This window comes from Duganella rhizosphaerae, assembly GCF_040364205.1.
Classification (GTDB): domain Bacteria; phylum Pseudomonadota; class Gammaproteobacteria; order Burkholderiales; family Burkholderiaceae_D; genus Rugamonas; species Rugamonas rhizosphaerae.
Genome location: NZ_BPWK01000006.1, coordinates 312,039 through 334,424, shown reverse-complemented (window position 1 = coordinate 334,424; position 22,386 = coordinate 312,039). Strand labels below are relative to the sequence as shown.

Sequence of the window (22,386 nt, the reverse complement as noted above, 5' to 3'; positions counted from 1 at the left end):
ATCATGGGCTTAGGCAGCTTTATCAAGAAGCAGTTTATAGACGTACTTCAGTGGAACGAGGAAGTCGACGGCGTACTGGCGTGGCGTTATCCGATGCAGGACCAGGAGATTCAGAACGGCGGCGTGCTGGTGGTGCGTGAATCGCAGATGGCGGTGTTCGTCAACGAGGGCCAGATCGCCGACGTGTTCGGCCCCGGCACCCACAAGCTGACCACGCAAACCCTGCCGGTGCTGACCAACCTGAAAAACTGGGACAAGCTGTTCGATTCGCCGTTCAAGTCGGATGTCTATTATTTCAGCACCCGCGTGCAGACCGGCCGCAAATGGGGCACGCAGCAGCCGATCACCATCCGCGACAAGGACTTCGACATGGTGCGCGTGCGCGCCTTCGGCATGTACTCGTACCGCGTGGCCGATCCGCGGCTGTTCTTCAAGGAGATCAGCGGCACCCGCGAGGCCTACACCCGCGACGAGGTGGAAGACCAGCTGCGCGGCATCCTGATGGCGACCATGGCCAGCTCGCTGGGCAGCGCGCAAGTGCCCTTCCTCGACATGGCGGCCAACCAGGCGCTGATGGCGCAGCAGGTCAAGGGTGACCTGGCCACCGCGTTCGGCCGCTACGGCATCGGCCTCGATGAATTCAACGTCGCCAGCGTCAGCCTGCCGGAAGAACTGCAGGCCGCGCTGGACGAGCGCATCTCCGCCGGCATGAAGGGCGGCATGAGCGCCGACAAGATGGCCGGCTTCACCAAGTACCAGGTGGCCAGCGCAATTCCGATGGCGGCGCAGAACGAGGGCGGCATGGCCGGCATCGGCGTCGGCCTGGGCGCGGGCGTGCAGCTGGGCCAGGTGATGGGCCAGGCGCTCGGCGCGTCGCTGGCGCCGCAGGCTGCTCCGGCGGCCGCAGCACCGGCCGAGGACTCGATCGAGGCGCGGCTGGAAAAACTTAAGGGTCTGCTCGACAAGGGCTTGATCACGGCTACCGACTACGACAGCACCAAGGCCGAGCTGCTGAAAAAACTGCTCGGTTAAGCGCACTACATGCAAATCGTTTCCTGTCCCAGCTGCGGCGCGGAAGTCAAATTCCGCTCGGCTGCCTCGGTTATGGCTGTCTGCGAATATTGCAGCACCAGCGTGCTCAAAGACGCCGACTCGGTCAAGGACCTGGGCAAGATGTCGTCCGTGCTGGAGGACTATTCGCCGATCCAGATCGGCACCACCGGGGTGCTGGGCAAGCGCCAGTTCACGGTGGTCGGCCGCATCCAGCTGCGCTATTCGGCCGGCATGTGGAACGAGTGGTATCTGCTGTTCGACGACGGCGTCACCTCGTGGCTGGGCGATTCGTCCGGCATGTACACCGTCACCGCGCAGTACAAGGGCGAAGGCGAGTTGCCCGCCTTCGAGCAGCTGCGGCCCGGCCGTAGCTATCCGATCAACGGCGCGCCCTACATCGCCGCCGAAATCCGCACCGCCGATTGCATCGGCGGCCAGGGCGAGCTGCCGTTCAAGGTCGGCGCAGGCTACCAGGCCAAGGTGGCGGACTTCCGCCGCGGCGGCGAATTCATCACGCTCGATTATTCGGATTCGCCGCGGCCCGTGGTCTACACCGGCCTCTCTGTCACGCTGGAGAGCATGAAGTGCCAGCTGCTGCGCGACGACGACACCATCCAGCGCGCGGCCGGCCGGTATCGCGGCAAGCTCGATGCGCTCGATTGCCCGTCCTGCGGCAGCGCGATCAAATACATCCCCGGCGTGACGGCAACCTTGGTGTGCCCGGCCTGCCACGCGCAGATCGACGCCGCCAGTCCGAAGGCGCAAGTGCTGGCGGCCGGCGAACGCGTGGCCGCCGTGCCGATGACGATAGAACTGGGCGCGACCGCCAAAATCAACAACCAGGACTTCACCATCATCGGCATGATGCGCCGCGCCGACGACGAAGGCACGCAGTGGAACGAGTACCTGATGTACGGCACCCGCGCGGGCTTCTCGTGGCTGGTGGAGACCGATGAGGGCTGGTCCGGTTCCAACGTGATGGCCGAATGGCCGGCATGGTACGCGCCCGGCGCGCCGACGGTGACTGTGGATAAGTCGCAGTTTTCCCGCCTCTACGATTACGGCTCGGTGGTGACCTTCGCGGCCGGCGCCTTCAACTGGCGGGTAGCGGCGGGCGACCGCACGCGGGTGGAGGAATTCTCGGCCGGCCAGATCCGGCTGGCGTCCGAAACCACGGAGCAGGAGATGACGTGGTCGCGCTCCTCGCCGGTATCGGCCGACCAGCTCAAGGCCTGGTTCGGCGACAAGTTCAAGGGCCGCGTGGGCGCGCCGGCGGCGGCCAAGGGCGGCAAGCGCCGCTACCGCGATACGGCCAAATACATCATCTGGTTCATGCTGGCGATTAATGCGATTCCGTTGCTGATGAATTTTTCCGGTACCTGGTTCCTCAGCCTGGTCGGCGCGGCGGCGATCTACCTGCCCGCCTGGTTTATGGACAACGAGGACAAATCTTGAGCAAATTCTTCATCTACGCGATCATCGTTTCCGTGGTCACCTCGGGCAGCAGCTGGATGCGCGCCATGAGCGGCAGCAGCAACTACGGCAGCGGCTACCGGGGCAGCACCTGGAGTTCGAACACCGGCGGCGGCGGCGGCAGTTACGGCGGCGGCTCCGGCGGCGGAGGCCACAAGTGAAACGCGAAGCACTCCCGGACCCGGCGCAGCCGGTGGTCCACCAGCCGGCCGGCACGCATCTGCTGGCGGACCTGAGCGGCATCGCTGCTGAAAAACTGGGCAATTGCGCCGAACTGGACGCGCTGCTGCGTGCAGCGGCCGAGGCCGCGCATGCGCGCGTGCTGTTCAGTCATTTTCACGGCTTTGGCGAGGGCCAGGGCGTGACCGGGGTGGTGCTGCTGGCGGAATCGCACATCTCGATCCACACCTGGCCGGAATGCGGCTTTGCCGCCGCCGACATCTTCATGTGCGGCAACGCGCAGCCCGAGTTAGCGCTCACCATCATCGAAACGGCCTTGCAGCCTGCCTCCAGCCGCATCAACACGGTGCGGCGCGCACCGCCGGCGATCAGTTGACCCGGGCCGCGCTCTGGCTGGGCGACATCAATTTCAGCGGCACATCTTCCTGTGGCAGGTTGGCGGTCATGACGGGCGCGGCGATCTGGGGCGCCGGCACGTCGACGATGCGCGGCACCGGGGCGCAAGCCGCCATCGCCAACAGGCACGACAAAGCGAGTATTCTCTTCATGAATTTCCCCTGATGGACAACGTGTCCATCAAATTATCACTCAGGAAATAGAAGATGACAATCTGCAATTTTCAAAGGTGCGCACCATGACGCTTTCTTGCTTGGGGCAGATCGCCCTGCCGGTTTCCAACGCCGACCGTTCGGAGCAGTTTTACGGCGACAGCCTGGGGCTGCCCAAGCTGTTTCGCTACGGCGAGCTGGTGTTTTTCGATTGCGGCGGCGTGCGCCTGATGCTGGAGGGTTCGGGCAAGGCGCCGGTGCAGGCCGGCACCGGCGTGTGCCACTATTTCAAGGTCGAGCGGATTGAGGCGGTGGCCGCCGAGCTGCAAGCGAAGGGCGTGGTGTTTCAAGCGGCGCCGCACCTGGTCGCGAAAATGCCCGACCACGAACTGTGGATGGGCTTTTTCCGCGACCCGGACGGCCACCTGCTGGCCGTGATGGAAGAAAAGCGCTAGGCGGCCTGGGCGGCGGCCAGTTCGCCGTCCTTGGCATTGGCTGCGGCAAAAGCGGGCCGGCTCGTCACGCGCGCCACGTACTGCTCGATCACCGGCAGCTTGGGCAGCAGCTCGTAGGCGCCCATCCAGCCCATGGCCGACGCCCACAACACGTCCAGCGCGCTGAACTGCTCGCCCAGCAGGTACGGGCCCTTGGACAGCTGTTCGACCAGCGTGTTGAACATGGTGTCGAAGTCGCCGTAGTGGCAGGAGGTCTTGTCGGCCGGCGTGTTTTTCATCCACTTGTCGACGATGGCCGGCTCGAAGCAGCTGCCGTAGAAAGCCATCCAGCGCAGATAGGGCCCGCGCAGCGGATCGCCCAGCGGCGGCGCCAGTTTGGCGGCCGGGAACAGGTCGGCCAGGTACAGGTAGATCGCCACTTGCTCGGTGATGACGGCGTCGCCGTGGCGGACCGCCGGCACCTTGCCCATCGGGTTGACGGCCAGGTAGGCCGCTTCGCGGTTCTCGCCCTTTTTCATGTTCATCACATGCAGGTCGTAGGGCGCATGCAGCTCTTCCAGCAAGGTCATGACGCCGGTGGAGCGGGAATACGGGCAGTGGTACAAAGTCAGCAGTGGTGCCATGTCAGGTCTCCTGTCGGTGGTGAAGAAACGTCACGATAACTCTTGCTATGATGATGGTCTTGTAAAAACGCGAACACCTTATGCAAACCGTGACGAGCCGGCCCAAGGGCGTGGTCAATCCCGCCGCAGCTGAGAAAATCTTCCGCCTGGAGCGCTACCTGCCGCCGCCGGACCTGACGCCTTTCATCGAGCATTTCTGGCTGGTGGCGTGGCAGTTGCCGGAAGGCGTAGTCCATCTGCAGCGCACCCTGCCCTCGCCCTGCATCCACATGGTGTTCGACGCCGGCCGCACGGCGGTGTTCGGCGTGATGACTGGCGCTTTCGAATATACGCTGAAAAACAGCGGCCGCATCCTCGGCGTGCGCTTTTTGCCGGGCGCCTTCCGCAGCTTCCTGAAGCGGCCGGTGCAGTCGGTGACGGACCGCGAATTGCCGCTGTCGGCACTGTTCGATTGCGACGATGCGCAAGCCGAGCGCAGCGTGCTGACGGCGGCCGACGACGCCGGCATGGTGGAGGCGGCCAGCGCCATCCTGCGCCGCGCCCTGCCCGTGCCCGATGCGCAGACCGCGCGCATCGCGGAGATCCTGGAGGCGATCGAGCACCATCCCGAGATCACGCAGGTGCAGCAGTTGGCGGATCACACCGGCATCAGTGTGCGCCGCCTGCAAATCCTGTTCAAGGAGTATGTGGGCGCCACGCCGAAATGGGTGATACGCCGCAACCGCCTGCTGGACGCGGCCGACCAGCTGTCGCACGGCAGCGAGATCGACCTGGCCTCGCTGGCGCTGGCGCTGGGCTATTACGACCAGGCCCACTTCACCACCGACTTTGAAAAACTGGTCGGCAAGCCGCCCGCCGATTACCGCCGCAGTTGCAAGGAGCAGGCATGAGCCGTCGTTTCAAGCAGGTCGATGTCTTCACCACTGCGTTCGCAAGGTCCGTTGGCGCCGAGCAGGATCCGGTAAGTCCGGCGGCGTGAGAGTAATTTACTTTACTCGTAACTCCGCTGACGAAATTGTTTTGTTGACGCTATACGCGAAGGCAGAAACGGCAAATCTGTCCAGCGCCGCACTAAAGGAAATTCGCCGTGTCTACGAATAGTAAATTGCCTCTCGACGATGAAGAGATTGCTGCCTTTGAGGCCACCCGCGACTTGGCTGCCGAGTTACTGCTAGCGGGCGGGCAAATGAAAGCCGGGCTCGGACGCATAGTCTATTCGCAGCTAATCGCCGCACGAAAAAATACCGGGCTGACACCGGAGCAGTTCGCGGCCCTATTCGGTATTTCCGTCAGCACTTTGGAAAGCTGGGAACAAGATCGCAGTCCGCCGGTCGGTGCCGCACGGACGCTGATCGCCATCGCCCTCCATCATCCCGAGGCGCTGATCGCTATCGCGAATCAGCCTCAAGAAGTGTGAAGACAATTGACGGCGCCATCGTCCAATGAGACACTGTGCGCCTTATCCCAACCACAGGAGACCATCAAATGTACCAAGTAGATACTGCCCTCCTGTCGGCTGCCTGATTACGTCGGGACTCCCCCTGTAGTGTGTTGATCCGCGCGTTCTCGCGCAGCTGACTTCCCGTATTCGCCACCTATTCGCTTTACCGCGAAGGGTATTGCTCGCCTTACCGGAATCAGGAAACACATACACCATGATCGACATCGATTTTGAATCGCTGCGCCTTATCGGCTTAACGCAAACCATCGCCAGCCAGCTCTACCAACTGCACGACGCACCGGCCAACGCCCAGCTGGTGCGCATCACCGAAATCCAGCGTGACTGGCTCACCGTCCACGACGGCCAGGCCGAGTTCCGCGCGCGCGTCCTGCCGGCGCTGCACGACGAAGCGCTGGCCGTCGGCGACTGGGTGCTCAGCGCGACGCTGGCGCACGACGAACGCTGGCTCAGCACGCTGCTGCCGCCCACCACCCACATCGCCCGGCGCGGCAACGACGGCCGCCATCACAGCCTGGTCAGCAACGTCGACACGGCGCTGCTGGTGATGGGCCTGGATCACGACTTCAATCCGCGCCGGCTGGAGCGCTACCTCGCCATCGTGAAGACGGCGGGCGTGGAGCCGGTGGTGGTGATGAGCAAGGCCGACATCGGCGTCGATGTGGAACAGCGCATGGACCTGCTGCGCCAGCGCCTGCCCTCCAGCATACCGCTGCTGGCCGTCAACACGCTCAGCGACGACGCTGCGCTGCAACTGGCGCCGTGGCTGGGCGTGGGACAGACGCTGGTCTTACTGGGTTCCTCTGGCGCAGGCAAGTCCACGCTGACCAACACGCTGACGCTGGCCGGCCAGCAGACCGGCGGCGTGCGCAAGGGAGATGGGCGCGGCCGGCACACGACCACGTCGCGCTCGCTGCACCTGTGCGACGGCGGCGCCTGCATCATCGACACGCCCGGCCTGCGCAGCTGGCAACCCGACGCCGACGAAGCGAGCCTGACGGCCGCCTTCGAAGACATCGACGCGCTGGCGGCGCAATGCCAGTTCCGCGACTGCCGCCATGCCGGCGAACCCGGTTGCGCGGTGCGCGGCGCGGTGGATGAGGATCGTCTGCTGAACTACCACAAGCTGCTGCGCGAGGCGCGCCGCAGCCAGCAAACCCCGCTGGACCGCATCGCCGAAGTCGCCAAGTGGAAAGTGATGCAGCGCGCCGCCGTGGCCCGCTCGAAGGACAAACTCGGCAAGCGATAAACGAGACTGCCGCCGTCGGCCAAGATGAGGCCGGCGGCATTTCCGCAAGCGGCTCGGCAGGACCGTGACCGGGGTATGGTCAAATCCATTGGATTGAACTCTATGAAAACATCTCGCTGATGTCGCGCCACCGAACGAAAGCGGGCCAGTCCTCGCCGCGCAGAAAGGCGCAAAATGCGTCCGCCGCCACGGCGCACGTGAACCACTCGTTTGCATTCAGTTTGACGGCGCCGCCACCGAACATCAAGGACGTTCCGTCGGGATAAATCGTGCTGGGGGTGTTATGAAATGCCCGGAAATGCCGGCCGCTGGCGGCCTCGCGTCGTTCCAGCACGCAGGTGATGACACCGCCGGCGACCTGGATATAGCTACCGTCGGCATCGACCAGCGAAGCAAACGACGACGGCCCGTAGCTACGCAATGCCTGAATGACGCTACGTATCTTCTTCTCAGTGACATTCTCGACACTGGCCTTGCCTTCTATGTCCAAACGCATCAATTAAGGTCCCAATAGCACTCAAAACGATTATGCGGCGCAGCGCCAGGGCGCCACAACCAGCCTAGGTCGTCAGCGCTTGCTGCGTTTCCAACAACACCAGCAAGGCCTCGATTTTCGGCATGAACGCCCCCTTGTTCATGAGCGCTACCCGTTGCCTGGCAATACAAGCCAGTTCCTCGAAATTGGCGCGCCCCAGCAGCTTGGCCGTAATCAGTCCGATCGCATAGCGGTCCCACAAAATCTTGTGGGGCGTCGGCAGGAGCGGCTCCGTATTGAGCAACTGGTCTATCGCTTCAATTGACCCATAGCGTTCAAAATACGGCAGCGCAAATTCGTGAAATACCCGCTCCACACCCTGCACCACCAGCGGCAAATCCGCTCATGGTGACAAGGCCACACGCCAACAGCCGCGCGGTGCAAGGCCCGCCAATTCAGCAATAACAAAAATAAATGTCTTTCACCAGGGCGGCATGCTCCGGCGTCATGGCTTCAGCCAGCCATGGATCCAGACGCGCCAGCAGACCTTTTACCCCGGCGCCATTGCTGGACACCTGCTCAGCCTGCTCAAGCAAGCGGCGCTGGTCCCCCGGGGGAATATAGGTGCGGATCAGAAGCGCTAGATTGGCGTTCAGTTCATCAAGGGACATCAGCGGCTGTGTCATAACTTCGTGAGGGAGATTGAAATTTTAGATAATATTGCGGAGCACGGACATGCTACCTTATTACAATAAAATCAATCATTAAATTTCGGTAATATTCATGCTTGATATTGCCCGCGCAGCAATACCGGCAAGCACAACACGTACAGGCCGGCGCCGATCAGCCAGACCAGACCGGGGAAGCTGCCGCGCGACATGAAGTAGATCGTGCTGATCGCCACCGGCCCGATCACGGTCGCCAGGCTGGCGGTGCTGGCCAGTACGCCTTGCAGTTTTCCCTGCTGATCCGGGCCGACGCTGGCCGACACCAGCGACTGCAAAGCCGGTGCACCGATGCCGCCGAGGCAGAACAAAGGCATCAACGCGAACGCCATCCAGCCCTGGCTGGCCAATGCGATCAGGACGTAGGCGCAACTGTCGGCCGCGATGCCGACCAGCAGCGCGCGGCGTTCGCCCCAGCGTTCCGCGATCGGTCCGACGACGAAGGCCTGCGCCAACGCGTGAAACGCACCAAAGCCCGCCAGCGAGATGCCGATGGTCAGCGAGTCCCAGGCAAACTTGTCTTCTCCGTACAGCACCCAGACCGTGCCGCCGATTTCTCCGATCAACACCAGCACGCCGGAAGCGCCGATCAGCGGCAGCAGCGATTTGAAGCTGGCCGCCCAGCGCAGATTGGCCAGCGGATTGAAGGACATGCGCTCGGCCGGCGCCGCACCGGCCGCGCGCGGCGTGTGCGACTCGCGCACCACCAGCAGGGTCAGGATCAGATTGACGGCGTTCATCGCCGCAGCCGCCAGGAACGGCGCCCTCACCCACCACGCTCCCAGCAGGCCGCCGATTACCGGGCCGATGATGAAGCCGATGCCGAAGCAGGCGCCCAGCTGGCCGTAGCGGCGCGAGCGCTGGTCTTCCGGCGTGACGTCGGCAATGTAGGCCGAGGTGACGGCCATGCTGGCGCCGGTGATGCCGGCGATCGCGCGGCCGACGAACAGCAAGGCCAGCGACGGCGCCATCGCCATGAACAGGTAATCGACCACGGTGCCCGCCAGCGACAGCAGCAGCACCGGCCGGCGTCCGATGCGGTCGCTCAGCACGCCGAGCACCGGCGAGAAGATGAACTGCATCAGCGCGTACAGTCCGGTGAAGGCGCCGAAGCGCCAACCCAGCTCGGATGTATGGCCGACATCGCGCATCAATTGCGGAACGATGGGCATGGTCAGCCCGATGCCAACGGCGCTCAGGACAACGGTGGAAAGTATGGTCAGCAGCGCTCGGTTCATCGGGCTCTTTTCGGAAAGTAGCCGCCGATTGTATGCCGCCCCGGTTCACACCGTTGTGGTCGTTGTCACAATTACCAGTCTTCCGCTGGCACGCCAGGCGATGAGGGCGATTGCGCTTAACGCAGCGCCGGCCAGCGAAACCCCTGTCCATCCGGCGCGGGCATAAACGAAGGTGGAAAGCACCGATCCGGATGCGCCGCCGATGAAGTAGCAGCTCATGTAGCACGCCGTCAGGCGATTTCTTGCGTCGGGACGCAGTTGGTTGAGGACGCTGAGGTTCATCACGTGGATCGCTTGCGCCGTGAGGTCGAGTATCAGTACGCCGAAAAGAAACGCCACGAGGGAGGTCCTGGCGGCCGCCAGCGGCAACCACGACAGCAACAGCAGGCCCAGGCCGACGCTGGTGACCTGGCCGGCTTTGCCGCGATCGGCCCATCGCCCGACCGGAGAGGCGGCCAGCGCGCCCGCCGCGCCGACCAGTCCGAACAAACCTATGGTGGCGTCGGAATAATTGAAGGGTGCGGCAGCCAGCAAGAAGGACAGCGATGTCCACAGCACACTGAAGACGCAGAACACCACGGCGCCCAGGAAAACCCGGATGCGCAACACGGGTTCTTCCAAGAACAAGGTCAGCGTCGATCCCAGCAGGCGCGGGTAGCTGAGCCCCGGCGACTGCCGGTGGCGCGGCAGCGCCCATCCAAGCGCGAGCGCCGTGACGACCATCATGCCGGCGCCCAACCAGTACACCGTTTGCCATCCCCCCAGCGAGGAAAAATAACCGGCGACAGTACGCGCCAGCAAGATCCCCAGCAACAGGCCGCTCATGACATTGCCGACGACTCTGCCGCGCTGTTCCGGCGCGGCCAGGGTCGCGGCGAATGGCAGCAGGATTTGCGCGACCACCGAGAACAGGCCGGTCAGCACCGTGCCGATCAGAACCTGGGTGATGCCGGAGGCGAGCGCTGTCAGCAGCAGTCCTGCCGCGGAGAGCAAGGTCATGCTGACGATCAGTTGCTTGCGCTCGAACAGGTCGGCCAGTGGCACCAGCAGCATCAGGCCCGAGGCATATCCCAATTGGGCTGCGGTCACTATCCATCCGGCGGTGGCGTTGGAGATGCCCAGTTGTGCGGCTATGGTGTGCAGCAACGGCTGCGCATAATAGTTGCTGGCGACGGCAACGCCGGTGGCGGCCGCCATCAACATGACGAGGCCGGCGCTGAGCCTGGTGGATGGCGTATCAGCCATGGTCGAGCGCCGGCCGTCCATTAGTACGGCTTGTTCGGCAAGAATTTGCCGTTCAGCGTGATCACTGCGCGCTTGCCGCCGTCGGGGTCGTCTTCGGTCTTGAAGTCGAGCTTGAAGTTGATCGCGCTGATGATGCCGTCACCCAGTTCCTCGTGGACCAGGGCCTTCAGCGTGGTGCCATAGATCTGCACCATTTCGTAGAAACGATAGATGGTCGGATCGGTTGGTATGCCGCCGGGGATGCTGCCGCGCAGCGGAATCGCTTGCAGCTGCCGGGCATCGGCCGAGTCCAGCCCCAGGCGCTGGCATACCAGCTCCGCGGCATCCTTGCTCAGCGTGTGCTGCCCCAGCAGCGCCGCCGTCACATAGGGCACGCTCAAGCCGCTGTCCGCTGCGATCTCTTTCCAGGACAGGTCTTTCAGCGCCTTGGCGGCAAGCACGCGGTAGGTGACATCAAGGCGAGGATCTTGAAAAACGTTCGATTGTTGCATGGTATTTTCCTTTATCAACGGGTGGAGTGATGATGGTCAGGCGACCAGGACGCTATGCTTGGCTTGCGTAGCGCGGGTTTGTGGAAATTCGGCGAGCGGGACAAAGCTGTTGCTCTCGCCATCCAATGCCACGATGGATCCTGTCTCAATGTCATAGACCCAGCCGTGCAGATTCAGCCGGCCTTGCTCCAGCGCCAGCGCGACCGAGGGATGGGTACGGAGATTGACCAGCTGCGCGATGACGTTTTCACGCACCATCGAATTGAGGCGCGCAGCCGGAGAGATATGGGTGCGGGATGCGTTGACGACCTTGGCCGAATCCGCGTGGCGCAGCCAGCTGGCGACGGCCGGCAAATGATCCAGGCACTTGCAACTGGAGATGGCGGTCATCGCGCCGCAGTCCGAATGGCCGCAGACGACGATGTCGGTCACGCCCAGCACCGCGACCGCATACTCGACCGTGGCGGTGACGCCGCCGGGTTCGGAGCTGTACGAGGGCACGATATTGCCGGCGTTGCGGATCACAAAGATGTCGCCCGGATCTTGCTGGGTCAGCAGTTCGGGCACGACCCGGCTGTCCGAGCAGGTGATGAACAGCGCTGTCGGGCTTTGGGTGGTGGCCAGCTCCTTGAACAGCGACGACAGCGCAGGGAAGGCATGCTGCTGAAACTTGATAACTCCGTCGACGATGGACTTCATGGCGTTTCTCCTTGGGTGATGAGGCAGTAACGTCATGATGAGGCGGTTGAGCTATTGCGTCCAAGACTCATATACAATGAAATCCATAATCAAAGCTTATAGTTCAGGGCCATGCAACTACGTCACATCCGCTATCTGCTCGCCGTCGCGGAGCACAGGAATTTCACCCGCGCCGCCGAGACGCTGCATGTCTCGCAGCCGGCCTTATCGCAGCAGATCAGGCAGCTTGAAGAGTCGCTTGGGGTGCAGCTGCTGGACCGGACCGGCCGCACGGTGCGGCCCACCGATGCAGGAACAGCGTATATCGAATATGCGCGCAGGGCATTGACGGAACTTCAAGCGGGCGAGCGCGCGATGCAGGACGTGCGCGACCTGTCGCGCGGCGCGCTCAGGCTGGCGATGACGCCGACGTTCACCGCCTATCTGGTCGGCCCGGTGATCGAGCGTTTCAATACCCGCTATCCCGGCATCAAGATCGGCATCCGTGAAATGGCGCTGGACGCCATTGAATCCGCCCTGGCGGAAGACGAGGTGGACCTTGCCATCGCATTCAGCGAAGTGCGGTCCGCGGAACTGGATTGCCGCACGCTGTTTGTCGAAAAGCTCAGCGTGGTGGTCGGCGCCGATCATCCTTTCGCGCTGCGCCCGCAAGCCATCAGGCCCGCAGACCTGGAGTCCACGCCGCTGGCGCTGTTGACGGCCGATTTTGCGACCCGCGCGCATGTGGACGCGTACTTCCAGGCGCAGGGCATCGCGCCGAGGACTGCGATCGAAGCCAATACGATCAGCGGCATCGTCGAAATCGTCCGCAGGGGAAAGGTGGCGACGATACTGCCGGACGCGATCGCCCGCGAGAACGATGCGCTGCGGTCCATCACGCTGGCGCCGCCCTTCCCTCACCGCAGCGTCGCGCTACTCAGCCGAAAAGGCGCTTACCAAAGCGCGGCGGCTGTCGCCTTCGCCGAACTGCTGGCCACCATGATTGCCGACGCGAGCTTCGCCTGAAATAAAAACGGCCCGGTCGAAAACTCGACCGGGCCGTTTTTATTTCAGGCGAAGCTGCCTTTCGGGCAATTGCTTGCTCAACGTTTGTTATCCTCATGATTTTTCAGCGTGGATTGAATGCCGGCTTGCTCAAGCATCCCGCGCTTCTGAGGGCCTCGATCAGTTTCCGCAAGCGGTTCAGTGCTTCAGCATCCTCCGCCCCCGGCGGGGCCGCCTCTGTCCGAATCAAAAGTCCATCGCTGAGCGCCTCCGCCTTGATGGGCACAGCCAAGCTTGACGTGCACTGAGCATTATCCCAGTAAGTCAACCACCCGACCGGCTTCTCTTTGACCGGCTGGCCGACAAGCCGACGCACGTCGCCTCGCACCGCGACACCAAAATTCGGCGCCGAGCAGGCAATCAAGGTCTTAAACACCCGCTCCGCCAGATCAGGCGTCGCCAAGTCGGCCGACATCGTGAGCACTATGCTATCGGCAGAAAAATTCACCCGGCTTCCGGCCGTCGCCGACAGCATGCAACCTGAGGCATCAGTATCCTCGGAAGTCACGAATGCGTTGGAAAAACTCATTTTGGGCCGCGCCTCCAAGGTAAAGCGCTTGCTGTCCGAGCCGTCAATTTCAAACGCCCATCCCCGAGGTTGATTGTCCGCCACGCAGGACTCGAGATTGGAAAAATCGGCTGACACTGACCGGTAGCCATTGGGCTGAACGACTGCGTAGCGCGCAAAACAGGGTGCGCTACGCTGCAGCGCAAGCAGGAGCCGAGACAGCCACTCTATATATTCACGACCAGTCATTGGTTTGCCATACCAATACACGCACAGATTAAGATTTTCTTCGGACAAAACCATAGAGCTCCTTAACGGCGCCGCGTAGCGCTGAAGCGCCTGCAACCACCTACTGTATTTCCAGCAACGCCAGCAAGGCCTCGATTTTCGGCATGAACGCCCCCTTGTTCATGAGCGCCCCCCGGTGCGTGGTCAGCCCGATCACATAGCTGTCCCAGACGATGCGGGTCCCCCGGGGAGGATAGGTGCGGATCAGAAGCGCCAGACTGGCGTTCAGCTCATCAAGGGACAGCACGGATAGGCTACATGATTACAATAAAAACAATCATTAAATTTCGATAATATCTGCATTGATCGTCTCGCACCGATACCGCCACAGCTTGACGCATCGACTTTGATATACAGCCACGCCAATAAAAAAAGGCAGCCGAGGCTGCCTTTTTGCTGTGATGCTATGCGTTGCTTAGTGCTTGGCGCGCAGTTTGGCGATCGCCGCCAGCTGGCCGATGGCCGCCGCCAGTTCGGCTTGCGCTTTCGCGTAGTCGATACCGGAGGTGTTGTTCGCCAGCGCTTCTTCGGCGCGTTTCTTGGCCGCTGCCGCTTTGGCTTCGTCCAGATCCTTGCCGCGAATCGCGGTATCCGCCAGCACCGTCACGGCGCCCGGCTGCACTTCCAGCAGGCCGCCCGCGACGAAGACAAATTCTTCCTCGGCTTGACCTGGTACCTGGATGCGCACCGCGCCCGGACGGATGCGGGTGATCAGCGGCGTGTGCTTGGGGTAGATCCCCAGCTCGCCCTGCTCGCCCGGCAACGCGACGAATTCGGCTTCGCCCGAGTAGATCAACTCCTCGGCGGAAACCACGTCAACGTGAATTGTATTTGCCATGTGTGTCCTGTCGGTGTGATGCGGCCCCGCTCACACGGGGCCGCGCTCGAAGCTCAATGATTAGTTGAGTTTCTTGGCTTTTTCGATGGCTTCATCGATCGTGCCGACCATGTAGAACGCTTGTTCTGGCAGGTGATCGAGTTCGCCGGAAGCGATCATTTTGAAGCCCTTGATCGTGTCTTTCAGCGAAACGTATTTACCTGGCGAACCGGTAAACACTTCAGCAACGTGGAACGGCTGCGACAGGAAACGCTGCATCTTACGTGCGCGCGATACCAGCAGTTTGTCTTCCGGCGCCAGTTCGTCCATACCCAGAATCGCGATAATGTCACGCAGTTCCTTGTAGCGCTGCAGGGTGCCCTGAACGGCGCGCGCGGTGTCGTAGTGCTCTTGGCCGACGACCAGCGGATCCAGCTGACGCGAGGTCGAATCCAGTGGGTCCACCGCAGGGTAGATACCCAGCGAGGCGATGTCACGCGACAGAACGACGGTCGAATCCAGGTGACCGAAGGTGGTCGCTGGCGATGGGTCGGTCAAGTCATCCGCTGGAACATAGACGGCCTGGATCGAGGTGATCGAACCGGTCTTGGTCGAGGTGATGCGCTCTTGCAGACGGCCCATCTCTTCGGCCAGGGTAGGCTGGTAACCCACTGCGGAAGGCATACGGCCCAGCAGTGCGGATACTTCGGTACCGGCCAGCGTGAAGCGGTAGATGTTATCCACGAAGAACAGAACGTCCTTGCCTTCGTCACGGAACGATTCCGCGATGGTCAGACCGGTCAGCGCGACGCGCAGACGGTTACCAGGTGGTTCATTCATCTGACCGTAGACCATCGCTACTTTCGAGTTGGCCGGGTTTTCCAGGTCAACTACTTTAGCGTCAGCCATTTCGTGGTAGAAGTCGTTACCTTCGCGGGTACGCTCACCAACGCCGGCGAACACGGACAGACCCGAGTGCGCTTTAGCGATGTTGTTGATCAGTTCCATCATGTTCACGGTCTTGCCCACACCTGCACCGCCGAACAGACCGACCTTACCGCCTTTTGCGAACGGGCAGACCAAGTCAATCACCTTGATGCCGGTTTCCAGCAGGTCCTGCGACGGCGACAGTTCGTCGTATGCAGGAGGAGTGCGGTGGATCGAGGCGATCTGGTCGTGAGCGACCGGGCCGCATTCGTCGATCGGATTACCCAGCACGTCCATGATGCGACCCAGGGTAGCTTTACCCACCGGCACCATGATTGGCTTGCCGGTGTTCTGGATCATCATGCCGCGACGCAGACCGTCGGACGAGCCCAGAGCAATGGTACGGACCACGCCGTCGCCCAGCTGTTGTTGTACTTCCAGGGTCAGCTCGGAGCCAGCCATCTTCAAGGCATCAAATACCTTAGGCATCGCGTTGCGTGGAAACTCTACGTCCACCACAGCGCCGATACACTGAACGATTTTGCCATCAGCCATGTTCGTTCCTTCTATATAGTTTAATTCGTTTAAACCGCAGCCGCACCGGCGACGATTTCGGAGAGTTCTTTGGTAATCGCAGCTTGGCGGGTCTTGTTGTAGATCAGCTTCAATTCGCCGATCACACTGCCGGCGTTGTCGCTTGCCGACTTCATCGCCACCATACGCGCCGATTGCTCGGACGCCAGGTTTTCCGCCACCGACTGGTACACCAGCGCTTCTACATAGCGCTCCAGCAGCTCATCAATCACGGTCGCAGCATCCGGCTCGTAGATGTAATCCCAGTTGTGATTACCCGCGTCGGCCTGCGTCTTCGCGGCTGGCAGTGGCAACAATTGCTCCACTACCGGCTCTTGCTTCATCGTGTTAATGAACTTGGTGTAGCACAGGTAGACTGCGTCAACTTCACCGTTCTGGAACTTCTCGAGCATGACCTTGACCGGTCCGATCAGTTTTTCCAGGTGCGGCGTGTCGCCGATCTGCGTTACTTGCGCAACGACAGGGATGCCTACGCGATTCAAAAACCCCAAACCTTTGTTACCGATAGCTACCGCGGCAATCTTGTTGCCGGCTGTTTCCAGCTCACGGGTTTTCGCCGTCACCATGCGCAGGATGTTGGTGTTCATGCCGCCGCACAGACCTTTGTCGGTGGTGACGATCACGAAGCCAACTGCCTTCGCCGAGTCCTTTTGCTCTTCAGCCAGGAACGGGTGGGTGTATTCCGGATTTGCGGTAGCCAGATTAGCGGCGATATTGCGAATCTTTTCACTGTAGGGACGGGCGGCGCGCATGCGATCCTGCGCTTTGCGCATTTTCGATGCGGCGACCATTTCCATCGCCTTGGTGATCTTCTTCGTATTCTCTACGCTCTTGATCTTGCCACGTATCTCTTTGCCTACTGCCATGAGTCCTTACTCCTTCTGCGCGTAAGGCGCCCCTCGCGGGGCGCCGTTGTGCTTAAAATGCGCCGGATTTCTTGAAGTCCGCAATGGCGGCCGACAGCGTTGCTTCGCCGTCTTTGTCCAGTTGCTTCGACGATTCAATCTTGGACAGCAGGTCAGCTTGCTTGGTCTTCAGGTAGGCGTGCAGGCCGGCTTCGAACGGCAGTACTTTCTTGACTGGCACATCATCCAGGAAGCCCTTGTTCACTGCGAACAGCGAAGCGGCCATCAGGGAGATCGACAGTGGCGAGTACTGAGCCTGCTTCAGCAGTTCGGTCACGCGGGCGCCGCGGTCCAGCTGCTTGCGGGTCGATTCGTCCAGGTCGGAAGCGAACTGCGCGAACGCAGCCAGTTCACGGTACTGCGCCAAGTCGGTACGGATACCGCCGGACAGGTTTTTGATGACCTTGGTCTGGGCGGCGCCACCAACGCGCGACACCGAGATACCGGCGTTAATCGCAGGACGGATACCCGAGTTGAACAGCGAGGTTTCCAGGAAGATCTGGCCGTCGGTAATCGAAATCACGTTGGTTGGAACGAACGCCGAAACGTCGCCAGCCTGGGTTTCAATGATCGGCAGTGCGGTCAGCGAACCGGTCTTGCCGGTGACGGCGCCGTTGGTGAAGGCCGACACGTAGTCGGCGTTCACGCGGGCTGCGCGTTCCAGCAGACGGCTGTGCAGGTAGAACACGTCGCCTGGGTAGGCTTCGCGGCCTGGTGGGCGGCGCAGCAGCAGGGAGATCTGACGGTAGGCAACGGCTTGTTTCGACAAGTCATCGTACACGATCAGCGCGTCTTCACCGCGGTCGCGGAAGTACTCGCCCATGGTGCAGCCCGAGTAGGCCGAGATGTACTGCATCGCTGCCGATTCGGCGGCCGATGCGGCAACAACGATGGTGTACTCCAGCGCGCCGTGCTGTTCCAGCGAACGCACGATGTTCTTGATCGTCGAGGCTTTCTGACCGATAGCCACGTAGATGCAGGTCATGCCCTGGCCTTTTTGGTTGATGATCGCATCAACCGCTACGGCGGACTTACCGGTTTGACGGTCGCCAATGATCAGCTCGCGCTGGCCACGGCCAATCGGCACCATCGCGTCGATCGATTTCAGACCGGTCTGCATAGGCTGCGAGACGGACTCACGGGCGATAACGCCAGGAGCGATCTTTTCGATTGGCGAGGTCATCTTGGCATCGACAGCGCCTTTGCCGTCGATCGGCTGGCCCAGGGCGTTGACCACACGGCCACGCAGTTCAGGACCGACCGGCACTTCCAGAATGCGGCCGGTGCACTTGACCGTGTCGCCTTCGGAGATGTGCTCGTAAGCACCCAGAATCACGGCGCCGACGGAGTCACGCTCCAGGTTCATCGCCAGACCAAAGGTGTTACCAGGGAATTCCAGCATTTCGCCCTGCATCACGTCCGACAGGCCGTGGATGCGGACGATACCGTCGGCGACGGAAATAACCGTGCCTTGGTTGCGTACTTCAGCGCCGCCATCAAGGCCTTCGATACGGCTCTTGATCAGCTCGCTGATTTCAGATGGGTTGAGTTGCATACTAACTCCTAAAAGTGTTTCTCTCAGCTTGCGCGAGGGGAAGAATCTGTTCTAAGCGGCGCTTACGCGACCAGCGCGACACGCATTTGCTGCAACTTGGCGCGGACCGACGTGTCCAGCACCTGGTCGCCAACAACGACGCGTACGCCACCGATCAACGCTGGATCCACGGTCACGACCGGGTTCAGCTTGCGGCTGAATTTCTTCTCCAGCGTGGCGACCAGCTCGCTCACTTGAGCCGAGCTCAGGTCGAAGGCGCTGGTGATGTCGGCGTCTGCCGCACCTTCCGTGGCGTTTTTCAACGCCAGGAATTGCGCGCCGATTTCCGGCAGCAGACTGATGCGGCCGTTGTCGACCAGCATCGCCAGGAAGTTTTTCGCTTCCGTGTTCAACGGCGACTTGACCAGTGCCGTAATGGCGGCGCTCACATCGCTAGCCGAAGCTTTCGGGTTGCGGGCGAATGCTTGCACCTCGGGGTGGGCACCGATCTGGGCCAGTTCGGCCACCAGTTCGGACCACGCCGCGAGGTTGAACGATTCCTTACCTGCTTGGGCTACGCGGAACAAAGCTTCCGCGTAGGGACGGGCGACGGTTGCGTTTTCTGCCATGATTACAGCTCGACAGACAGGCGCGACAACAGATCGGCGTGAGCCGAGGCGTTGACTTCGCGCTTGAGGATTTGCTCGGCGCCCTTCACAGCCAGGTCAGCCACCTGAGCGCGCAGCGTGTCGCGCGCTTTGGCCAGTTGCTGATCGGCGTCGGCCTTGGCTTGCGCAATGATGCGGTCCGCTTCGGCTTGTGCATTTGCTTTGATTTCTTCTGCCACCAGTTGCGCGCGCTTTTCAGCGTCGGCAACGCGTTGCGAAGCTTCTTCGCGTGCACCTGCCAGCGCTTCGCTGGCGCGCTTCTCAGCCACTACCATCGCTTGCTGGCCTTGGTCGGCCGCAGCCAGACCGTCAGCGATACGCTTGGCACGCTCATCCAACGCTGCATTCAGCGATGGAAATACGAACTTCATCGAAACCCAGACCAACACCGCGAAGGTGATCATCTGACCGATGAGAGACATATTGATGTCCATACCTTTGCTCCTAACTAAAAGTTTCTCCTAGAAGGGAGCGAATTAATGTGCCGCCAGAACAGCTGCCAGGAATGGGTTGCTGAAGGTGTACAGCAGAGCAACGCCGACGCCGATCATCGAGATCGCATCCAGCAGACCAGCGATAACGAACAGTTTGGTTTGCAGTTGTGGCATCAGTTCTGGTTGACGAGCCGAAGCTTCCAGGAATTTGCCGCCCAGAATTGCGAAACCGAGTGCGGTGCCGATAGCGGCCAGGCCGATGATGATTGCTGCGGCCAGAACGGTCATGCTTTGTACTTGTGCGATCAGAGCTTGCATTGAATTTCTCCTAAGATTTTAAAAAAGACTACAGATACTAAAAAGTTAAAACTAAGTTGCTTAGTGCTTCTCAACCGCGAGGCTCAGGTACACAACAGTCAACGCCATAAACACAAACGCTTGCAGGGTCACCACCAGGATGTGGAAGATAACCCAAGGACCACCCAGCAGCCACTGCGCCCACCATGGCAGCAGAGCGATCAGAATGAACAGCAGCTCACCGGCGTACATATTGCCGAAGAGTCGCAGCGACAGCGACAGTGGCTTAGCCAGCAACTCGATCATCTGGAAGGCGAAGTTGACCGGAGCCAGCACGACGGCCATGAAGCCGTGGGCGTGGAACGGAGCGGTCAGCAACTCTTTACCCCAGCCGCCGAGACCTTTGGCTTTGATCGAGAAACCAATAATGCACAGCATGACGCCGAACGACATGCCGAAAGTGTGGTTGACGTCCGCGGTCGGCACGACTCGCAGTTTATGGACGCCAGCGTAGCCAAGAATCTTAGGCAGCAGATCGACCGGCAGGAAGTCCATCGCGTTCATCAGCCAAACCCAGCAGAAGATCGTGATAGCCAGCGGTGCGATGACCTTGCTCTTGGCGTGGAATGCGGAATTGACGACTTCGTTGACCAGCTCCATGACGGCTTCGACGAAGTTTTGCAGCTTGCCCGGCACACCGGCGGTCGCACGGCGCGAGGCCATGTAGAACACGCCGAGGAAAATCAAGCCCAGAACGGCCGAAACCCAGAACGTGTCCAGGTTAAAAGCGCCGTCCGCGGACTTCAGGTGCGACAGGTGATGCTGAATATACTCAATGGAGGTGGGCGCTTCGTGTGCCCCTACAGCGTTTTCTGTGGTCATAAAAGTATTAGATTTTGGTGATTAAATTGCGAGCAGTGAAAACCAATAAGCTAAGGTTGCCACCGCGAAACCCAAGATCAGCCATAACCAAGAGGCCGACTGAAACAGCGCCAGTGCCAACACAAACAGCACTACCGTGATAAATATTTTTACAACTTCGGCGCGTACATGCGACCGGAAAGCTTTTTTGGCGTCATTTGTTCCGCCCGCAACAATCATCGCGTACATCAGACTCCCGATGACTGCGATTGCTCCGCCATAGGCGGCCGACCAAGCTTTGAGTACTCCGCCCAAGTTCCAGGCGAGCAAGGCGAATCCAGTTGCGATGGCTAACTGGAGGGCGACGACTTTAAACACCGGCTTGGAAATACTCGTCGAATCATTCATCTGGCGAGCCCCCTGAAAAGCCGATAAAACCCAAAGACACGGGATTATATGTGTCTTTACTGTATCACGTCAAACATTGCTGCACCGCAGCAGAGCAATTGGTGCACGAAAGCGACGCTTTTATAAACATTTCCAAGCCGGTTGCACCAAGTTGGAACCAGTTAAGCGTTTTCGTTTTTTATTGTCTCTGCTACAACATCGGGGTCAGATCTGACATTCGGACACGAGCTCTGCCATTGCACCGCTAAGGCAGAGCTCGTGTCCGAATGTCAGATCTGACCCCGGGGTTTAGGTTTAGGTTAAGCGCGCAGGCGGGCGAGGACGCCGTCGAGGATGTCGAGGTCGGCGAAGTCGATGATCATCTGGCCGCGCCCCTTGGTGCCCATCTTGAACACCACCGGCGTGGCCAGCTTGTCCGACAGCTCTTCTTCCAGGCGGACGATGTCGCCGGACTTTTCTTTCTGGCGCGCTTCGGTCGGCGAGGCTTTTTGATCTTCCAGCGTTTTTGCCACCAACTTTTCAGTTTCACGTACCGACAACCGTTTGGCGATGACCATATTGGCCAGGTTGATCTGCGTTGCCGCATCCACCGACAACAACGCGCGGGCGTGACCCATGTCGATATCGCCGGCCATCAGCATGGTTTGCACCGGGTTGGCCAGGTTCATCAAACGCAGCAGGTTGGAGACCGCGCTGCGCGAACGGCCAACGGCCGTGGCCGCCTGCTCGTGCGTGAAACTGAAATCGGTGATCAGACGGTGGATGCCCTGCGCCTCTTCCAGCGGATTCAAATCCTCGCGCTGCATGTTCTCGATCAGGGCCATCGCGGCGGCGGCCTGGTCGTCCACATCGCGCACCAAAACCGGGAGCACTTCCAGGCCGGCGATTTGCGCGGCGCGGAAACGGCGTTCGCCGGCGATGATCTCGTACTTGATGGCGCCAGTCAGCTTGTCGGTGCCGACCGGACGGACCAGGATAGGCTGCATGATGCCCTGGGTCTTGATCGACGCGGCCAGCTCCTGCAAGCCGCCCTCATCCATACGGGTACGCGGCTGGTATTTACCGGCCTGCATTTGCGTGACCGGCAGTTCGGACGGCGTGTTGGCGTCCGGAGTGGTGATGTCGCCGTCGCCGCCGAGCAGCGCTTCCAGGCCGCGACCCAGGCCTTTGAGTTTTTTGGTTGCCATT

General features: G+C 61.0%; 31 protein-coding genes. 10 read left to right on the top strand and 21 right to left on the bottom strand.

Annotated elements, in window-relative coordinates; all coding sequences use genetic code 11:
* Positions 1 to 3: 3 nt before the first annotated feature.
* From RUGAMON1_RS15715 to speD, 4 genes are all read left to right on the top strand, one after another.
* Positions 4 to 1,032: an SPFH domain-containing protein gene (locus RUGAMON1_RS15715; RefSeq protein WP_445231378.1), complete on the top strand. Its 1,029-nt coding sequence runs from the start codon at positions 4 to 6 to the stop codon at positions 1,030 to 1,032.
* Between the two features lie 72 nt (positions 1,033 to 1,104).
* A complete protein-coding gene (locus tag RUGAMON1_RS15710; protein ID WP_445231377.1) occupies positions 1,105 to 2,508 on the top strand; it encodes a DUF4178 domain-containing protein in 1,404 nt (467 codons plus the stop codon).
* On the top strand, positions 2,505 to 2,687 hold the full coding sequence (locus RUGAMON1_RS15705; RefSeq protein ID WP_445231376.1) for a hypothetical protein: 183 nt from the start codon (positions 2,505 to 2,507) through the stop codon (positions 2,685 to 2,687). The genes RUGAMON1_RS15710 and RUGAMON1_RS15705 overlap by 4 nt, the downstream gene beginning before the upstream one ends.
* Positions 2,684 to 3,082 carry an adenosylmethionine decarboxylase gene (speD, locus tag RUGAMON1_RS15700; RefSeq protein ID WP_445231375.1) on the top strand — a complete coding sequence of 133 codons (399 nt, stop codon included), beginning with the start codon at positions 2,684 to 2,686 and terminating at the stop codon, positions 3,080 to 3,082. The genes RUGAMON1_RS15705 and speD overlap by 4 nt, the downstream gene beginning before the upstream one ends.
* Here speD and RUGAMON1_RS15695 read toward each other — a convergent pair.
* Positions 3,075 to 3,254 (bottom strand): hypothetical protein, encoded by a 180-nt coding sequence (locus tag RUGAMON1_RS15695; protein ID WP_445231374.1) that lies wholly within the window; start codon positions 3,252 to 3,254, stop codon positions 3,075 to 3,077. The two genes, speD and RUGAMON1_RS15695, sit on opposite strands and share 8 nt — an antisense overlap.
* Positions 3,255 to 3,340: 86 nt before the next feature.
* Between RUGAMON1_RS15695 and RUGAMON1_RS15690 the strand changes: the two genes are divergently transcribed.
* A complete protein-coding gene (locus tag RUGAMON1_RS15690; RefSeq protein WP_445231373.1) occupies positions 3,341 to 3,709 on the top strand; it encodes a VOC family protein in 369 nt (122 codons plus the stop codon).
* On the opposite strand, the gene RUGAMON1_RS15685 is transcribed toward RUGAMON1_RS15690, so the two are convergent.
* Positions 3,706 to 4,332 (bottom strand): glutathione S-transferase family protein, encoded by a 627-nt coding sequence (locus tag RUGAMON1_RS15685; protein WP_445231372.1) that lies wholly within the window; start codon positions 4,330 to 4,332, stop codon positions 3,706 to 3,708. The two genes, RUGAMON1_RS15690 and RUGAMON1_RS15685, sit on opposite strands and share 4 nt — an antisense overlap.
* Before the next feature lie 80 nt (positions 4,333 to 4,412).
* On the opposite strand from RUGAMON1_RS15685, the gene RUGAMON1_RS15680 reads away from it, so the two are divergent.
* The 4 genes from RUGAMON1_RS15680 (at position 4,413) to rsgA (ending at position 7,040) form a co-directional block, all read left to right on the top strand.
* A complete protein-coding gene (locus RUGAMON1_RS15680; protein WP_445231371.1) occupies positions 4,413 to 5,222 on the top strand; it encodes an AraC family transcriptional regulator in 810 nt (269 codons plus the stop codon).
* An 85-nt stretch (positions 5,223 to 5,307) separates the two neighbouring features.
* Positions 5,308 to 5,433 carry a hypothetical protein gene (locus RUGAMON1_RS15675; RefSeq protein WP_445231370.1) on the top strand — a complete coding sequence of 42 codons (126 nt, stop codon included), beginning with the start codon at positions 5,308 to 5,310 and terminating at the stop codon, positions 5,431 to 5,433.
* Positions 5,420 to 5,749: a helix-turn-helix domain-containing protein gene (locus tag RUGAMON1_RS15670; protein ID WP_445231369.1), complete on the top strand. Its 330-nt coding sequence runs from the start codon at positions 5,420 to 5,422 to the stop codon at positions 5,747 to 5,749. The genes RUGAMON1_RS15675 and RUGAMON1_RS15670 overlap by 14 nt, the downstream gene beginning before the upstream one ends.
* A 238-nt stretch (positions 5,750 to 5,987) precedes the next feature.
* Positions 5,988 to 7,040, top strand: coding sequence for a ribosome small subunit-dependent GTPase A (gene rsgA / locus RUGAMON1_RS15665; RefSeq protein ID WP_445231368.1), 1,053 nt, complete (start codon positions 5,988 to 5,990; stop codon positions 7,038 to 7,040).
* Positions 7,041 to 7,140: 100 nt separating this feature from the next.
* On the opposite strand, the gene RUGAMON1_RS15660 is transcribed toward rsgA, so the two are convergent.
* The 7 genes from RUGAMON1_RS15660 to RUGAMON1_RS15630 all read right to left on the bottom strand — a co-directional run bounded on the left by RUGAMON1_RS15660 (position 7,141) and on the right by RUGAMON1_RS15630 (position 11,913).
* Positions 7,141 to 7,539, bottom strand: coding sequence for a hypothetical protein (locus RUGAMON1_RS15660; protein WP_445231367.1), 399 nt, complete (start codon positions 7,537 to 7,539; stop codon positions 7,141 to 7,143).
* Between the two features lie 61 nt (positions 7,540 to 7,600).
* A complete protein-coding gene (locus RUGAMON1_RS15655; protein WP_445231366.1) occupies positions 7,601 to 7,912 on the bottom strand; it encodes a hypothetical protein in 312 nt (103 codons plus the stop codon).
* Between the two features lie 58 nt (positions 7,913 to 7,970).
* Positions 7,971 to 8,201: a hypothetical protein gene (locus tag RUGAMON1_RS15650; protein WP_445231365.1), complete on the bottom strand. Its 231-nt coding sequence runs from the start codon at positions 8,199 to 8,201 to the stop codon at positions 7,971 to 7,973.
* Between the two features lie 95 nt (positions 8,202 to 8,296).
* Complete coding sequence (tet, locus tag RUGAMON1_RS15645; RefSeq protein WP_445231364.1) at positions 8,297 to 9,478, bottom strand: Tet(A)/Tet(B)/Tet(C) family tetracycline efflux MFS transporter; 1,182 nt, start codon at positions 9,476 to 9,478, stop codon at positions 8,297 to 8,299.
* A 45-nt stretch (positions 9,479 to 9,523) separates the two neighbouring features.
* Positions 9,524 to 10,723, bottom strand: coding sequence for an MFS transporter (locus RUGAMON1_RS15640; protein WP_445231363.1), 1,200 nt, complete (start codon positions 10,721 to 10,723; stop codon positions 9,524 to 9,526).
* A gap of 20 nt (positions 10,724 to 10,743) precedes the next feature.
* On the bottom strand, positions 10,744 to 11,214 hold the full coding sequence (cynS, locus tag RUGAMON1_RS15635) for a cyanase (protein WP_445231362.1): 471 nt from the start codon (positions 11,212 to 11,214) through the stop codon (positions 10,744 to 10,746).
* A gap of 36 nt (positions 11,215 to 11,250) precedes the next feature.
* Entirely contained in the window at positions 11,251 to 11,913 is a 663-nt protein-coding gene (locus tag RUGAMON1_RS15630) for a carbonic anhydrase (protein ID WP_445231361.1), read from the bottom strand.
* Positions 11,914 to 12,024: 111 nt separating this feature from the next.
* Between RUGAMON1_RS15630 and cynR the strand changes: the two genes are divergently transcribed.
* A complete protein-coding gene (cynR, locus tag RUGAMON1_RS15625; protein WP_445231360.1) occupies positions 12,025 to 12,918 on the top strand; it encodes a transcriptional regulator CynR in 894 nt (297 codons plus the stop codon).
* 103 nt (positions 12,919 to 13,021) lie between these two features.
* Here cynR and RUGAMON1_RS15620 read toward each other — a convergent pair whose 3' ends face one another.
* From RUGAMON1_RS15620 to RUGAMON1_RS15565, 12 genes are all read right to left on the bottom strand, one after another.
* Complete coding sequence (locus tag RUGAMON1_RS15620) at positions 13,022 to 13,768, bottom strand: hypothetical protein (protein ID WP_445231359.1); 747 nt, start codon at positions 13,766 to 13,768, stop codon at positions 13,022 to 13,024.
* A gap of 46 nt (positions 13,769 to 13,814) precedes the next feature.
* Positions 13,815 to 14,000 (bottom strand): hypothetical protein, encoded by a 186-nt coding sequence (locus RUGAMON1_RS15615; protein WP_445231358.1) that lies wholly within the window; start codon positions 13,998 to 14,000, stop codon positions 13,815 to 13,817.
* A 168-nt stretch (positions 14,001 to 14,168) separates the two neighbouring features.
* Positions 14,169 to 14,591, bottom strand: coding sequence for a F0F1 ATP synthase subunit epsilon (locus RUGAMON1_RS15610; RefSeq protein ID WP_008443442.1), 423 nt, complete (start codon positions 14,589 to 14,591; stop codon positions 14,169 to 14,171).
* Between the two features lie 60 nt (positions 14,592 to 14,651).
* Complete coding sequence (atpD, locus tag RUGAMON1_RS15605; RefSeq protein ID WP_445231357.1) at positions 14,652 to 16,052, bottom strand: F0F1 ATP synthase subunit beta; 1,401 nt, start codon at positions 16,050 to 16,052, stop codon at positions 14,652 to 14,654.
* A gap of 29 nt (positions 16,053 to 16,081) precedes the next feature.
* Positions 16,082 to 16,957 (bottom strand): F0F1 ATP synthase subunit gamma, encoded by an 876-nt coding sequence (gene atpG, locus RUGAMON1_RS15600; RefSeq protein WP_116991264.1) that lies wholly within the window; start codon positions 16,955 to 16,957, stop codon positions 16,082 to 16,084.
* A 52-nt stretch (positions 16,958 to 17,009) separates the two neighbouring features.
* Positions 17,010 to 18,551: a F0F1 ATP synthase subunit alpha gene (gene atpA, locus RUGAMON1_RS15595; protein WP_445231356.1), complete on the bottom strand. Its 1,542-nt coding sequence runs from the start codon at positions 18,549 to 18,551 to the stop codon at positions 17,010 to 17,012.
* A gap of 62 nt (positions 18,552 to 18,613) precedes the next feature.
* Positions 18,614 to 19,159 (bottom strand): F0F1 ATP synthase subunit delta, encoded by a 546-nt coding sequence (locus tag RUGAMON1_RS15590; RefSeq protein ID WP_445231355.1) that lies wholly within the window; start codon positions 19,157 to 19,159, stop codon positions 18,614 to 18,616.
* Positions 19,160 to 19,161: 2 nt separating this feature from the next.
* Positions 19,162 to 19,632, bottom strand: a complete 471-nt coding sequence (locus RUGAMON1_RS15585; protein ID WP_116991267.1) for a F0F1 ATP synthase subunit B — start codon at positions 19,630 to 19,632, stop codon at positions 19,162 to 19,164.
* A gap of 42 nt (positions 19,633 to 19,674) precedes the next feature.
* A complete protein-coding gene (gene atpE, locus RUGAMON1_RS15580) occupies positions 19,675 to 19,950 on the bottom strand; it encodes a F0F1 ATP synthase subunit C (protein WP_008443432.1) in 276 nt (91 codons plus the stop codon).
* Between the two features lie 60 nt (positions 19,951 to 20,010).
* A complete protein-coding gene (atpB, locus tag RUGAMON1_RS15575; protein ID WP_445231354.1) occupies positions 20,011 to 20,811 on the bottom strand; it encodes a F0F1 ATP synthase subunit A in 801 nt (266 codons plus the stop codon).
* Between the two features lie 21 nt (positions 20,812 to 20,832).
* Positions 20,833 to 21,198 carry an ATP synthase subunit I gene (locus tag RUGAMON1_RS15570; protein WP_036622994.1) on the bottom strand — a complete coding sequence of 122 codons (366 nt, stop codon included), beginning with the start codon at positions 21,196 to 21,198 and terminating at the stop codon, positions 20,833 to 20,835.
* A gap of 299 nt (positions 21,199 to 21,497) precedes the next feature.
* Positions 21,498 to 22,385, bottom strand: coding sequence for a ParB/RepB/Spo0J family partition protein (locus tag RUGAMON1_RS15565; protein ID WP_116991269.1), 888 nt, complete (start codon positions 22,383 to 22,385; stop codon positions 21,498 to 21,500).
* Position 22,386 lies beyond the last annotated feature (1 nt).